A 15,664-nucleotide genomic window follows, 5' to 3' on the forward strand; every position below is an offset into this window, starting at 1 on the left:
AGTATATGAAAACAGTTGCCTATTATCGCAGTTCCACGAGCATTCAAGAGAACTCAATTGAAATGCAACGACAAATGGCTACAAACTGTTCGATAAACCATGTGCTACCAATTGAAAGAGAATATGTAGATGAAGCCGTATCAGGACGTAAAACAATGAAGGAACAACGACAAGGTTTAAGTGAATTGCTACAAGATATTAATAATGGACAAGTTCAAAACCTCTTTGTATATAAACGAGATCGGTTAGCAAGAAAAGCCGTTGATTATATTGAGGTTTATCACCTATTACGTGAGAAAGATGTGAATGTCATTTTTACAGCTGAAAATGAAGTACCTATTCAATTCTCAGCTGTTGGTGAACTACTTGAGTTATTAATGGCTGGTATCATTCAGCGAGAAGGTGAACAAATTGTTGAACGCATTCAAGAAACGATAAAAGCAAACTTCCAACGTGGAATAAATCCCGGTAACCTACCATTTGGTTATTCATACGATAAATCTACTAAAACAATTGAACTAAATGAGTCTGAACTTGAAGTTGTTAAGTTTATCTTTGATGAACTAGTAACAGGCGACTACCAATCACTGCGAGAACTAAAGCAGGTAATGGACAAGCGACAATACACAAGAAATGATAAATCATGGACTGTATCTTTAATTAAGAAAACCGTGATGAATGCAACATACATGGGTTTACGAACATTAACAATCACCAATCAGACATTAGAAAGAAAGTATGAACATCTTGCTGTAGTGGATGAAGCCCAATGGATGGAAGCAAACGCATTGCTTGATAAGCTTTCTTCATCTAAGACAAAACGAATTACTAACGATGTACCTTACTTGCTTGAAGGTCTAGTAATTTGTAAGAAATGTGACTCTCCTCTTATCGGAAAAGCATACAGGCGCAAAGAACAGGTAACTTACAAATATGTATGTAAAAACCATGCTAAGGTAGCTATAGAAAAAACGATGGTTGAGCAGAAACTATTGCAACACTGCATTGATTTTATCAATGCGTTAGTTAAATCAAATTTTCAGGAACTGTTTCATCGCTATAACCAACAATATGAAGATGAAGCGAACGTTCAAGTCGAACTATTCGACAATAAAATAACTCAATTAAACAAAAAGTTAGTTGTAAAAACTGAGAAATGGTTTTATGAAAAACGTACTGACGAGAAAGAAAAATTAGAAAATCAATTAATTAAGATGTATGACCAACTCTCAGTAGAAAAGAAAGAACGAGACGACCATTTGCAGGATTTATGTGAATCAAAAGAACTCACTGAAAAAGTAAAAATGCAAGACCTTCCTGCTTTCTCAGAAACTATTCAAATACCCATGAGTTCTGAACAACAAAAAGAGTTGTTTAAGGATATTATTGAGACAGTTCTTATCTCACCTCAATCATATAAAGTTGTTTTCAAACATCCATTTTTAGAAGTAAAGGGGGCAACACCTCATGCCTCTATCTAAAGTATTAAAGCCTGGAATGAAGGCTGTATTCTATGGTCGTCACTCTACAGACAAACAAGAAATGATGATGCAACGAAATTCTGTTGAAAACTTAGTTCAAAAATATGGTTGCAAAATCACTAATGAATACTTAGATTCAGGCGTTTCAGCAACAAAGACAAATATTGCTCAGCGTAAAGCATTGAGCAAATTACTAAACGCAGCAGACAATCAACAGTTCGACTTTGTAGCAATTTATAGCAGTGACCGTTTAGCAAGAAATCCAATCGAGCATCAGCAAATACGAATGACGATGCGCCTCTATGGTATCCCAATTATCGAGAGTCGTTCAGAACGCCTATATGATACAGAAGAAGATGAACTTATTGTTCAGTTGCTCTATGATGGACTATCAAAGTTTGAAGCTGACAATATCAAAACCAGAACGCGTGATGGCTTAATATCAAGAGCGAAACATGGACATTGGACTGGTGGTAAAGCTCCTTATGGATATCGTTATGATAAACAGAAGCATCGTTTTATCACTTTCCCCGAAGAGTTAGTTATTGTAAAAGAGATTTATGACCTTTATATGAAAGCTGAAGGGTTCAATTCGATTGCAAAGCAATTACCTAAAGAAAGTAATCACGGTAAGCAATGGACGAAAGATAAAGTGAAAGCCATCGTGACCAATCCCTTTTACGCTGGTTATATAAGCTGGGGCAAGCGTAAACCGAATGCTAAAGGTACATTTATTGACCGAGAATCATGGATTTTGATAAAGAGCAGTTACATTGAGCCAGTCATTGCTGAAGAACAATGGGAGCATTGTTGGCAACTATATATGAACAAACGCAATCGGAAAATTACACCTAAACATTTTAAAACCAGCTTTCTATTAAAAGGCTTGGTATTGTGTAAACATTGTCAAAAGCCTTTACAAACAAAGGATCAAAGAACAAGTGGTAGTAATGGCAAAAAGTATGGAAGTAAAATCTATAAATGTTCCTCATGCTCTGTTCGGGTTGATGCAGATGAACTTCATGAAAACGTATTAACCCAAGTACTTAATGACATTCGATTAAGTAATCCAGAAAAAATACAACAAGGTGTTGTGAATAGTATTAATCGAGACATTTTGAAACTTGAAGATGACATTAAAGGACTAGAATCTGCTTTAGGCAACTACGAAGTGCAAGCCAATCAATTACATAATGAATTACAGCAACGAATGAAAGCTGATATTAGTGAGCGCTCAAAGAAACTCATGGATGTAATAACGATTTACCGTGTTAATCTAAATAATCGGATTGAGCTAACAAAACATTTAATCAAAGAAAAGATGAAAGAGATAACCGAGTTGAAACAAAATCAACTTAATTCACAATCATTGCAGCTCGCATTGAACAGTGCTCTTCAAGACCAAGACAATCTTGAAAACAGTGACATTCGAAGACTTCTTGTTCAATTAGTAGAAAAAATTGAAATCAATAAAGAACAAAAAGTATCATATACATTGAGAAATGATTTAAAACGAAAAGAAATAACAAACCAAATGGAATTTTTATTCTGACCGTCTCTTCTGAAATTGGAGATGGTCACTTTATTTATAGTAGCTCGGTTTTTGGGTGAGGAAAATCAAATTTAGTAAAGTTGAGTTCGGTTATTAGTGAGGGTCGCTATCCCTACCCTACCTAGCTGCCGAGCTTGATAAGACTGGATAAAGGCTTGTCCCTTGTGAATACTGGACAAGTCTTTGTTCATTATTATGGTCATGTTTTCAGGAGAATAAACATGCTCGGTGGTTATGTCCTAATTATTAAAATATTAACGTCAGTATTACGGTTTTATGGTTAATTCCATTGGTACGGTGTAAAGGTTGTCATAACTTTTAGTATTTTAATCTGCAAGGCCCTTCAATTATTAGTAACCAAATGTTTAGAGTTATCCACAATGATGCTCGAAAAAAACAATTAATTTGACCATTTTTTGGTATTTGAATAGCCCCTTTACTTTACTAGTTGATTTAATTGATATTGAGATATTTGTATTCATATGAAAAATAGATCAAATGAAAAACGTAAAAATATGAACCAGTAATTTGTATACTGCCTTTTGAAAAGAAAAACATTAAAATATATGGTATTTAATGTTATCATTATTTGTAGTAATGAAAATTTTTTGAAATTATAATTTATGACTATTCTTGTGAGTTATATAAAAAGTAGAAGATAAAATCTCTATTGTTTTTCTCCAGTCTTTTGAAGTGCAAAAAATTAGTTCTATTAATGTATATTATTAATTATAATTTTTGGACAATAGAGTATGTCCCTGGGGGTCCTGTGTTAAAATATAGAGTTTTGTAGTTGAAATTGCAATGCTCTGTAATTTTCGCTGTAAAATACATATTAGTTTAGCTTTAATATTTATTTGTTTTTTTCGTAGTAGTAAATAGCTCTTTTTTAGGGGGATTTCGATGTACGATGATAATCAATTAAAATGTATAAATAACCTAACAGATAATCTAGGTGTAACTGCTTGTGCAGGTGCAGGGAAAACATCAACTACCGTTGGAAGACTTATTAACATTTTACAAAGTGGTAAAGCTAGCCCTAATGAAGTTGTTGCAATTACGTTTACAGAAAAAGCTGCAGGAGAATTTAAAGAGAGAATATTTTCTAAGTATGAGAGTTTAACGGGAAATTTACATGGACTTTCAGAAATTAAAGTTGGAACTATTCATAGCTTCTGTTTAGAAACATTAAAAGAATATTTCCCCGAATACAGGAAGTATGATATTATTTCAGACATCCAAGCTAAACTATTAATGAAGAAAGAATTTAACAATAAAAATATATTTTCTACAATTCCTTATAAGACAGGTACTGGCAACAAAGCAAAAATTAATTCGAATAAACTTAAGCCATATATTTGGAATGATTTAACCGCTTTACTTAATACATTTAACTTTATTAGAGAAGAATGCATTAACCCTAATGATTTAAACAGTGGCTTATCAAGTGCATATGCTGAATATATTAATCTATTAGAGAATAATTTATTTTTCGATTATTCAGGAATTCAAAATGAATTTTATCATTCTCTGGTCAATAATAATAGCTTTAGAAACTATATTGCTGAGCAAATAAAGTTCATATTTATAGATGAGTATCAAGATGTAAATACTATTCAAAATTTAATACTTCAAGAACTTCATTTGATTAATCCTGAAATTAACATTTGTGTAGTTGGGGATGATGATCAACTAATATATAACTGGCGTGGTAGCAATGTGGACAACTTCCTAGACTTTGAAAATCAGTTTAGTGGTAGTGTGAATGAAACGTTAAATATTAATTATCGTTCAAGTGAAGGTATAGTAAAAACTGCAGAAAGTGTAGTAAAGGCAAATAAGAAAAGGTTTGATAAACGTCTAGATTCAAACAAGACTTATCAATATGAACAAGGGGATATTATTTCAAAACATGATTTTGATAATATAACAAAAGAAAACTCTTTTATTGTAGAAGCGATAGAAAAATTAAAAGGTTCAATTCTTACAGACAAAGAAGGTAACAGTAAAACTATAGGTTATGATGACATGGCTATTCTTGTATATTCACCAGGAAAACTTAGAGATTTTAACCCAGAACTTCTTAATATGCTTGATGATGCAGGTATACCATATATAATTGAAGGGACAAAGAAGCTCCTTGAACAAGAGGAAGTAATAGAAATAATAAAATTGTTCTATTATTTTATAAATAACTTAATTGGTAAAACATTAGAAGAGTATGATGAGGAGTATGGGAGTTTACAAACTAAAACGGATATCTTTAGTGTATTTAATGTTTCAGATGAAATGTGGGATAAACTAAACTCTTACTTCTTGGAACAAAAAAAGAAATTCTTTGCCAGTGATACTTTGAATTTTTATGATTTTACACTTCAAGATTTATATCAGAATATTATAATTACTTTGGATTTATTTAATTTATCTGAAACTGAAGAAAATGAACGTATATTATATAATCTAGCATCATTTAGTACAATAATCGATGACTTCGAAAAAATTTACTTTAGAAGTATTCCTAAAAACAGGCTATATTATTTCTTGAAATTTTTGAAACATGATGTCAATAATGTGTATCCTGAGGGATGGCTTACACCGAACTTTTTACAAAATAAATGTTTGAGGATTATGAGTATACATAAATCAAAAGGATTAGAATTTCCTGTAGTATTCATGCCTCATTTATGCGAACAATATTTATTCCCTCCTGCTAGTGGGGGAGGGCGCAATGAATGGGGGATTCTCGAAGCTGATAATCAGATTGAAATTAAAGATATTAAAAATAGATATAAGGAAAAAAATGAATCATTGAATAGGTTGTTTTATGTAGGAGTAACTCGAAGTAAAAAGTATTTGTTCATGACAAAATCAAATGAATACGAGAAACCAGGTTGTAAAAGGGCAGTTCATAAAATGCCTAAACCATATGCTTTAGCTTCTAATTCTCCTTATGTTAACTATAATGTTGATATTTTTTTGAATAAAGAATTTCGTTACCAAGAAGAAAGTAATGAACACAGACCTAATAAGATGGTTTTTGATTTTACGACTATAAATGACTTTTTTGAATGTCCACACAAGTTTAAACTAAATTCAATAATGGGATTTAAACCACCTATGAATGTTCGTATGGGTTATGGGAAATCTCTTCATAATATTCTTGAACACATCCATAAAACTTATGCAAATACTGGGAAAATACTTAATGAAAAAAAAGATATTGAAAAACTGGTTGATAATTATCTTCATTTACCTCACGGTAATCATATGAAACAATTAGTTAAGGATATGAAAAAGTCTGCAATGAATGTTATTTCAAACTACCTTAATACGAATGCAGATACATTCCGGCATATTGAGTTAGTTGAACAACGTGTCGATTTTAAAATGAATGATTCTGTTTTTGTTAATGGTCGTGTAGATCTTGTTAAGAATAATAAATCAGGAGAAATTATTGTTGTAGATTTTAAATCTTCAGATGACGCATTGTCAACTGTATCGAAGAATGCTCAATTAAAAATTTATGCACTTGGATATTACGAATTTACTGGGAAAATACCAACTGCTATACATTCTTATTCTCTAAATAACAAAGAATCATCTCCATCTTCTGTTACTCTAAATGATCTTAAAACAACAAAAGATAAAATTATGGAATTACATGATAAAATCTCTAATAATATTTACGAGAAAGCTGCTACAATAGATAGAAGTAAATGCAACCATTGTGATTATGAGAATTCCTGTAACAAATAAAGCCTCAAAAGAGGCTTTATTTTTTTCTGAGGATTAATATTGTTTCTTTTGACATCGTTTCGACAGCTGAATTTCCTACTTTTGAGACTTTTTTTGCAATTTTTTTATTATAAATATTTCTTTGGAAAGATGTAACAAGGAAAGTTTTTTTTGATACGATTTCTTTTATAATGTCGTCGAAGGGAACTGTTATATTGTGTACTTTTCTATTTCCTACTACTAGTAGCATATAACCATCGCTACGTAAAACATCAATTTGTTCCCTTAATGAATCCGAAAAATCAATGATGAAACTACATACTTTACGTGCTTTTTTCTCTTGTTTTTCTATAAGGAGTTTATTTATATAATCAGATAAAGACTTTGATTGTTTAAGAATTTCAGTTTCATGAATAAAACTCATAGGGTATAATTTTCCGCCTAAGCTTAGACTATCAACTGAACTAAAAGTTTTAAACAGCTCAGTATTGAATTTTTTCATTTCTTTATTATTTTCTAACCAAAATAAGTGCAAACTAGAATATTGACCATATGGAACTGTAGTTCCGTTATCACCATAAGGCGGAGATGTAACAATTAAGTCTATGCTTGAATCCTTTAAGCATAAAGATTTTTTTAAATTACGACTATCTCCACATGAAATTTTTGCTTTTACACCAATTGAGTTTTTTTGTTGGCTATTAAGTTTAATTTCATTCAGATGACTTTTATACCAACTTATTGTTAACTTTAATTTTTTGGAAAATTGATTTAGTACATCATATGTAAAATTTTCAATTTGTTCTGTAGATTTAGCATGCAATTTCCAAGTTGATGATCGTGAGTTTTTAACATCAGTTATAGTATCAGCAAAACATATCATAAAAATTAGTTTTACTCGCTTGTTTGAAATACTTTCTATACGAGTTTTTAATTTTGATAACTCAATAATGATGTCCTTACGAAACCATTTATCTATATTTGTGAAATGATGAATCTTTTTTAAGGGTAGACCTAGTTCTATATCATTAATAAGTTGAGTGTATTCTTTTTCTAGAGAAATAGTACTTACGTATTGAGTTTTTGCTTTACACAATAGATAAGCCATTGGATTAATGTCAATACCGTATACATTTAGTTTGTTTTTTATACCTTCAACAAGAACAGTTCCTGAACCCATAAATGGATCTAAAATATTTTTACTATTTGTTTCCGCAGCTAAAATGGTAATGAGCTCCTCTAACATTTGTGGAACCATGGTTGCTGGATATCGCATAATATTATGGATACCACTTTTTTTGCGTATTTCTTTAAAACTCCAATAGTCAGGATTTAATGCAATACGCTTTTCAATAGATTCAATTATTTGTTTATCTGTATCATTTAACAAGTATTGCACCTCCTCTTTCAATGCTAGTATATATTAAAAATATATTAACTTCCAGGTTATTTAAAAATTTAAATTAATAATTTAAAGTGAATAACCTTCTGGTTACAACATGGCCTATTGTACCAATACAACCGACACTCCACACTCATGTCAGCATACAAAAGCATCGACGATAAAAAATTCCGCCATTATATTTTAAAGCAAAAATCAGATGTTTATAATGCGATGAAGAGCTTCTTTCGAAAGGAAGAGGCAGATAAAGTATATGTGTAAATTTAAAGACAGTCTCTTAAGAGGGCTGTCTTTTTTTTGCGTAGTTAGTTGAGAAAAACATATGTATTAATATTCTCTTACTAGGAAAAGAACTTTTTTATTAGCTGGCAAAATAAAAGCTTTTATTTTCTCCTTAAACTACATGAATGAAATTAAATATTCGTTATTTTTAAATAACAAATTACGAAAACCTGTTTTGAAATAAAATGAATTTTATTCTACGAGATGGATTGAAGTTGAAGTCGTTCATTTCTTCTTTTAATGTTACAAAATTTACTTTTAAAACCATCAGTAGTTACGTTGTGGACTTTTTTGATCGTTTTTCACTGTATTTATAAAGCAACCTTTACTATTCACATTTACTAAAATTTGTATTAATTACTCTATATTAAAATAGTTGTCAAAAACAAGAATGTTAGTGTATACTAAATCCTTATCTTACATCAAAGAGGAGCAATAAAAATTGAAGAAATTAATTATGTTATCAGTACTATCAGCAAGTCTTATCGGCTTAACAGCATGTTCTGGAGACGAAAAGAAAACAGAGGAAACAACTACAGAAGAAGTGGTCACAGCAGACACAAATGAGAAAACAGAAGAAGCTACAACGACAGAAACGTTAGAGGAACCATCTGATGATGTAGTTACTTTTACAGTAAAAGGTGAAACAATGTCATTTAAAGCAGTTACTCAAGAGTTGCAACTAGGCAAAAAGATTAAGGCTTTTGAAGAATATGAAATGAATTTCACTGATAGACAATTCTATAGCGAAGAAGAGGGAGACTATGATGCAGCAAGTTCGCCCCTTCAATTCGAAAACGGTAGAGCTGGAATTTATGTTTCAAAACTTGTAGAAGAAAATGAAAATGGACAATATGTTTCTGACAATATTGATATCAAAAAAAGCGATGAAGCTACAATTAAAATTTTAAAAGAAAGACAAGCTAATGAAGAAGGATTTACATTCCAAGAGATTGATTTGGCTGACTATCCTGAACTAGAAGAAAAATATGATCGATACTTTGTGTATGAAGAGAAAATAGCAGATAATCACCCAATAGAAGAACTGCGTGGTGCAGTAATGGTTAACCATAGCCTCGTTCAATATGGAGAGAACAATGGCTACGACGTTCTTATTGAGTATAATAAAGAATTAGATTCAGATGAGGTTCGCAATACAAGTCTTGCTGTAGCTTCTACTTTGGAATAAGTAAATTAATTTAAAGAAATACATATCAAAAAACAGTTACTTTAAGTGAACTGCATCCCAGTTGTTAGACATATAATCAAACAATTGGAGGTACAGTTCAAAGTGGTAGCTGTTTTTTATTTAGGCTCATTAAACATCTATCTACGAACTAAAAACCATAGCCAAAACAAAGGTGAATTTTATTATGAATATATAAAATCAAAAAAAATTGATTTATTACTTGTGTAAGAGAGGAGCTGTTGTTATAATAAAAACATCAAAAAAAATTGATTTAATAAGATGCTGTTAAAATACAATTTATTCCTAAAAAAATCTGTTATAATATTTAGTATCTTCTTTAATCAATTATAGCCTATTAATCAATTTTTTTCGATATGATTAATCAATTATTTTTGATTTTAAAAATATAATAACCCTTTTTTAGGAGGTAATGGAAAATGAATCAAACGCAAAATTCTTCTCTTCCAGTTGCGATAATTGGTGGTGGACCAGTTGGCCTTGCTACAGCTGCTCAATTGACAAAAAAAGGAGAGGACTTCATTTTATTTGAAGCAGGACATACGGTTGGTTCCAGTATTCTTGAGTGGGGGCATGTAAGGATGTTTTCTACTTGGAAATATAACATTGATAAGGCTTCAAGACAATTACTTGAACATTCAGGCTGGTTAGCTCCATATGAAGATGATTTACCAACAGGTAAGGATCTTGTAGAAAAGTATCTTTTACCACTAAGTAAACTTCCAGAACTACAAGGGAACATCGTTTTGAATGCAAAAGTTGTCGGTGTTGCGAAGAAAGGGTTAAATAAATTAAAAACAGCTCAAAGAGAAAATGTGCCTTTCGAGGTTTATGTAGAAATTGATGAGAAAATAAAAGTGTTCGAAGCAAAAGCAGTCATCGATTCATCTGGTACTTGGAAAAGTCCTAACCCTGCACTATCTAACGGCATTTGGACAAAAGCAGAAAAACAGTTAAAAGATCGGATTCATTATGGAATTCCTAACGTAAATGAACTAGAAGACCGTTATAAAAATAAATCGATAATGGTCGTAGGTAGTGGACATTCAGCTATTAATGGACTACTTGACTTCGCACAATTAAAAGAAAAATTTCCAGATACAATGATTTATTGGGTACTTCGAAAGAAGCATGTTCGTGAGACATATGGTGGACAGGAAAATGATGAATTACAAGCACGTGGAGAGCTTGGAATTAGAATTCAAAAGTTGGTGGAATCGAACGAGATTAAAGTCCTTACACCTTTTTATATTCGTGATGTTAGAGAGAATATGGGGAAAATTAGTGTCAATGGTGATATGAACACAGACGAAGTAAAGATAAGTAATATCGATGAACTTGTTGTTAGTACTGGATTTAGACCCAATGTTTCATTCTTAAACGAAATTAGATTAGATCTTGATCCAACAGTTGAGAGTGTAGAAGCTTTAGCACCTTTGATTGATCCGAATATTCATAGCTGTGGAACTGTAAGACCACATGGTGAAGCAGAATTAAGACAATCAGAGAAAAACTTTTACATCGTTGGAATGAAAAGTTATGGAAGGGCGCCAACATTTTTACTTGCAACAGGATATGAACAAGTTCGTTCTATAGTCGATTATTTAACAGGAGATCTAGAAAGAGCAAAAGAAGTGCATTTAGATTTACCTGAAACAGGGGTTTGTAGCTCAGGTATAGGAAAAGGAATTGTGAATAGCTGTTGTGACCCTAGTCCAAATACTAATAGTAACAATGGAAATTCATGTTGTGGTTAAAAAGAAAAAGTAAAAATGAGATATATCCGATTGCTTCTCACAAATTAGAGGAGCAATCGGATTCATCAAGTAAACAAACTATTATCGCACTTGCCCTCATTACCGCACTGTGTTTAGCTGGAGACGCAATGTTATATATTGTATTGCCTACTCAATGGAAGGAAATTGGATTAACTTCCTTGGTACAGGTGGGAATGCTTCTTTCAATCAATCGGTTTGTAAGGCTTCCTTTAAATCCATTAATAGGGTATATCTACAAAAAAGTAAATTTTCGAAAGGTCATTCTGATTGCGGTCGTATTAAGTGGTATTTCTACTGTTGGTTACGGAATTGTTGCAGATTTTCGAATTTGGATTATTCTCAGAGCTACTTGGGGAATTGCATGGGCTCTATTCAAACTTGGGGGGTATTTATTAATTTTGCAACTCTCCACTGATACAAATAGAGGCAATCTGGTGGGAACTTATAATGGGTTATTTAATCTTGGAAGCCTTGTTGGGATGTTAATTGGTGGATTTTTCGCTGATTTATTCGGTTTGAAAATAATAAGTATTGTATTAGGAACCTTAGCATTTTTTTGTATTTCTTTTGTTTTTAAATACATTCCAAAAGCAATTTATACAAATGAAAATCAAGTTAAAAAAGTGAAAACATCTTTAATTCGTAACTTGAAAATAAATATGAATAAAACAATTGTAAAAATACTATTTACAGCATTACTTTTTAATATGCTTCTTATGGGGATGTTAACGGCTATATTAAGTCATATTATCGATATAAAACTTACAAATGAAATTGAGTTAGTTGGAATCGTAATAGGAGCAGCAACGGTTGCAGGAATAATTCAGGCATTAAGGTGGGGTGTTTTACCGTTTATTACTCCTAAAGTTGGGAGTATACTTGATAAAACAAAGCAAAAAAATACCTTACTTGAAGTGTTTTTAGTTTGTTCAGCTATCTTTTTATTTTTAATTCCTTTACCAATTCATTTGGGAATTTGGTTGCCAATATTGTTTATTAATCTAATAATTGCTTCGATTATTAATACGATCATTGATTCAATCATTACGGATTGTGCTTCGAGAGTAAATAATAAAGTATTCATTATGACTATCTACGCTATAGTTGTAGACTTTGGTTCAGCGCTCGGACCCATTACCGGCTACATAATGGAGCAAAAGGTTGGTTTGGCAAATTTATTTTGGATATCTGCTGGAGTATCTTTATTATTATCGTTATTTTGGTTACTAACGAGTTCCAAAGCTAACGTCGAGAATAATAGTAGCCAATCAAATTTAATTACAAAAAATAAGTAAAATGAGGGTATTTAGATTTTTATAGGGTGTATATATAATTTGTTAAATCAAAACAGTTTGATTAATAAATTGCATCACAGAAAATCACAGGTTATAATTACATTAATCAAGAAAATTCGATTTAAAAACATAATGATTTATTATTTTGAAATATCTAACAATAAATAGCATGACACAAGGAGAGCACACATGGATAATCAAATTACATTACAAGACCTATCATCAGAGCAAACCTTTTTAAAATATGAAATGAAGTTTAAGGCACTAGCAGATAAAAAGAGACTTCATATCCTGAATATACTAAACCAAAAGGGTGAAATGTGTGTTTGTGATTTAGCTCCAATTGTTAATATGACTCAATCTAAATTATCATATCATTTAAAAATATTATTCGATGCAAATATTTTAACAAGAGAAACAAGAGGAACATGGAGTTATTATCATCTAAACATGAAAGAATTAAATCATTTGTTGCCTGAAGAACTTATTCGTTTATTTAATTCTTCTTCAGATATAAATAACGATACAGAAGAGGTCTGTTGTAGTGCTCATTCTGATACTACGAGCAATAACGGAGATGCATGTTGCAGTAAAAAATAGATGTTGATTAACTCTTTCAGTTCGTACTTCTTTCAAACAAAATTGATTAAGATCGGAATGTTGATCGACCAGTAAATCATAATGATCACTACTATCAAACAAAATGCCCACCCCTAAGTAATAGGAGTAGGCATTTTATTTTTTCTTATTCAAAATAAATATCAACTGTATAGTAATCAGGATAGAAGTCAATCTTAGCTCCAATTTCTTTTGCAATAAATGATACTGGAACAAAGCTAGTATCGTTCTTTATTTCAAACGGTGCATTCAACATTTTTTCTGTACCATTTACGATTACTTTATTACTACTTAATGTGAAATCAAATGTTTGATTATCAACCATTACTTTCAATGTTTGTGTTTCTTGATTCCACTTTGAGCTTCCACCTAACCAATCAGTGATCGCTGTAACTGGAACCATTGTTCTACCATTACTGATATAAGAAGCTTCATCATATTCAAACCAATCTGATCTAATGAATGCATATGGCTCATCAATATAGAATTCAGCTCTAAATTCATCTAATAAATATTTTTTCACAGGTGTAGAATCTGGTAGTTGTTTAATGTTTCCTACTGAACTTACAAAGTCTTCGTAGTCGACTGCCTTATCTACCGTTGGTAATTCGACATTTTTGTTAACATTCCAAATCAGTGATTCACTGTTGATTACTGCCTTTATGTTTTCACCAGTATCCTGATCACGTAGATTTAAGTTAATTTCTGTATTTTCACTTACCATCGACTTCTTTGGTTTAGAAAGCCCGATCTCTGATTCAATTGAGAAATCGATATCCATTTCATACAGTTGCTCGAGGCTTTCCTTAGTCGTTCCGTCTATAAATGCTTTTCCTAGAAGCAATCCATTACGGAAATCTTGAACACCATCTGATAATTCTTGTTCTTTTAATCTATCATCTTCTGGTAACAATGTCGTGAACTCTGTTGCAAGGTCGTTTAAGCTCTCGTATTCAGCTAAGTTTCCAAGTGTATAAGAAGCAAACTCAAGAATATCTTCAACGTCAAACTTTACTTGGATCATTCTTACTTTTTCGCTACCTTCAGGTGTTTCAACTGTTTGCCAACCTTTGTCTTTTAGATTGTTAATCTCATAATCAAATTGTTCCATATAATCTTCAAAAGCGCCTAACATAAGCTCCTGGGCTTTCATTTGCTCAGCCATCATAAGCGAGACATCAACATCTTCAGAACTAAAATCAACTTCAAAATAATAAGGATCTGCAGAAGTCTTGAAGAACACTGTATCAACATCAACCATGAATTCTAGTGCTGCCTGCTCTTCAGCCGACCAGTATCCCATTTTGCGTAACGGTTCATCATCGACAAGTGAATACTTCACATAAATTCTATCAGGACTTACTTGCTTTTGCTCAAGCGTTATTCCACCTTTCAGTAGTTCAAAAACTTGCTGATCTTCTTCGGGTAGATTTAAAGATTGTACATCAATATCAGCAGACAATGTTGTCTTATATTCATATGAATCAGACTTCATTGAGTTAGTGAGTGCTTCTTTAAATGTTGGATCTGTGGAAGAACATCCAACAAGCAGGAACATAACTGCAGAAACGATTACAAATAACTTCTTCATTACTATGTATACCACCTTTCAAATTTTAACTATAATATCTTACTCTAATAATAAATAAGCGTCAATTATTTCCAGTGTGTAATTAATGGGTGAATAATATAGTAACAAACTTATATACATATATATGGTAAATACTTTAATAAGAAACAAGGATAATAAGCCGTTTCATAGTATTTTGGTTGAGCATGCATTTATTTCTATTTCTAAAAATCTATTAAATTATATAAATTTTCTTTTCAAATCCTCACCACGAATATCTAATTTTCAAAAATACTTAGTATTTTGAATCTACATTGCACTTAATGAAATCTCTTAGATATATTCTGAGAGATTTTTTTTACGTTTCATTAGTTAAGAAACTTCACATGAACTACAGGTTAGTTTCACTTGAAGTACAAACGAGAATGGTTAAATGGAGTTGTGAAGGAGATACAAGGCAAAAGAGAAACAGTTCAGCACTACATGATGAATTGAAAATATTTTAAAGGAGAGAGTTATTATGAACTTATTAGCAGTAGCATTAGCAGGTGGATTATTAGCAAGTGGAGTATCAGCAGTTTCGTACGCATCAATGGATAAGGAAGTAGCAGTATTTGAGTTAACAGATGAAGTAAGCAAACAAGCTACTCAAGTTACAGAAGGGTCAGCTAGATATGTAGAAATTGAAAATGAGCTTGTTGATATTAACGACTTAACAGATGAAGAGTTAGCTAAGTATAAAAT

Annotated in this window: 10 protein-coding genes and 1 pseudogene; 9 read left to right on the forward strand and 2 right to left on the reverse strand. The window is 31.5% G+C overall.

The annotated features are described in order from the left end of the window. Window positions 1-5: 5 nt before the first annotated feature. The 3 genes from BFG57_RS10355 (at window position 6) to BFG57_RS10365 (ending at window position 6,789) form a co-directional block, all read left to right on the forward strand. Window positions 6-1,481, forward strand: a complete 1,476-nt coding sequence (locus tag BFG57_RS10355; protein ID WP_069717424.1) for a recombinase family protein — start codon at window positions 6-8, stop codon at window positions 1,479-1,481. Next, window positions 1,468-3,033, forward strand: a complete 1,566-nt coding sequence (locus BFG57_RS10360; RefSeq protein WP_069717425.1) for a recombinase family protein — start codon at window positions 1,468-1,470, stop codon at window positions 3,031-3,033. Before BFG57_RS10355 ends, BFG57_RS10360 begins: the two co-directional genes overlap by 14 nt. 903 nt (window positions 3,034-3,936) lie before the next feature. Then, on the forward strand, window positions 3,937-6,789 hold the full coding sequence (locus BFG57_RS10365; protein WP_069717426.1) for an ATP-dependent helicase: 2,853 nt from the start codon (window positions 3,937-3,939) through the stop codon (window positions 6,787-6,789). Window positions 6,790-6,805: 16 nt separating this feature from the next. On the opposite strand, the gene BFG57_RS10370 is transcribed toward BFG57_RS10365, so the two are convergent. Continuing rightward, window positions 6,806-8,158 (reverse strand): DNA methyltransferase, encoded by a 1,353-nt coding sequence (locus BFG57_RS10370; RefSeq protein WP_069717427.1) that lies wholly within the window; start codon window positions 8,156-8,158, stop codon window positions 6,806-6,808. 108 nt (window positions 8,159-8,266) lie between these two features. Between BFG57_RS10370 and BFG57_RS18615 the strand changes: the two are divergent. From BFG57_RS18615 to BFG57_RS10390, 5 genes and pseudogenes are all read left to right on the forward strand, one after another. Continuing rightward, window positions 8,267-8,431: pseudogene (locus BFG57_RS18615) on the forward strand (sporulation protein YhbH); the annotation flags it as partial. Between the two features lie 463 nt (window positions 8,432-8,894). After that, on the forward strand, window positions 8,895-9,641 hold the full coding sequence (locus tag BFG57_RS10375; protein WP_069717428.1) for a hypothetical protein: 747 nt from the start codon (window positions 8,895-8,897) through the stop codon (window positions 9,639-9,641). 437 nt (window positions 9,642-10,078) lie between these two features. After that, a complete protein-coding gene (locus BFG57_RS10380) occupies window positions 10,079-11,416 on the forward strand; it encodes an NAD(P)-binding domain-containing protein (RefSeq protein ID WP_069717429.1) in 1,338 nt (445 codons plus the stop codon). Next, a complete protein-coding gene (locus BFG57_RS10385) occupies window positions 11,407-12,732 on the forward strand; it encodes an MFS transporter (RefSeq protein ID WP_245676735.1) in 1,326 nt (441 codons plus the stop codon). Before BFG57_RS10380 ends, BFG57_RS10385 begins: the two co-directional genes overlap by 10 nt. A 189-nt stretch (window positions 12,733-12,921) precedes the next feature. Further along, on the forward strand, window positions 12,922-13,332 hold the full coding sequence (locus BFG57_RS10390) for an ArsR/SmtB family transcription factor (protein WP_083249188.1): 411 nt from the start codon (window positions 12,922-12,924) through the stop codon (window positions 13,330-13,332). Window positions 13,333-13,477: 145 nt separating this feature from the next. Here the strand turns inward: BFG57_RS10390 and BFG57_RS10395 are convergent, their stop codons facing one another. Beyond that, entirely contained in the window at window positions 13,478-14,941 is a 1,464-nt protein-coding gene (locus BFG57_RS10395) for a copper amine oxidase N-terminal domain-containing protein (protein ID WP_069717430.1), read from the reverse strand. 499 nt (window positions 14,942-15,440) lie between these two features. Between BFG57_RS10395 and BFG57_RS10400 the strand changes: the two genes are divergently transcribed. Then, a partial coding sequence (locus BFG57_RS10400; protein WP_139125107.1) for a hypothetical protein occupies window positions 15,441-15,664 on the forward strand: 224 nt, incomplete at its 3' end.

This window comes from Bacillus solimangrovi (genome assembly GCF_001742425.1).
Lineage (GTDB): Bacteria > Bacillota > Bacilli > Bacillales > Bacillaceae_N > Bacillus_AV > Bacillus_AV solimangrovi.

Coding starts and splice junctions, on each gene's coding strand:
- BFG57_RS10355 (WP_069717424.1), top strand. CDS start 6: ATGAAAACAGTTGCCTATTATCGCAGTTCCACGAGCATTCAAGAGAAC.
- BFG57_RS10360 (WP_069717425.1), top strand. CDS start 1,468: ATGCCTCTATCTAAAGTATTAAAGCCTGGAATGAAGGCTGTATTCTAT.
- BFG57_RS10365 (WP_069717426.1), top strand. CDS start 3,937: ATGTACGATGATAATCAATTAAAATGTATAAATAACCTAACAGATAAT.
- BFG57_RS10380 (WP_069717429.1), top strand. CDS start 10,079: ATGAATCAAACGCAAAATTCTTCTCTTCCAGTTGCGATAATTGGTGGT.
- BFG57_RS10390 (WP_083249188.1), top strand. CDS start 12,922: ATGGATAATCAAATTACATTACAAGACCTATCATCAGAGCAAACCTTT.
- BFG57_RS10395 (WP_069717430.1), bottom strand. CDS start 14,941: ATGAAGAAGTTATTTGTAATCGTTTCTGCAGTTATGTTCCTGCTTGTT.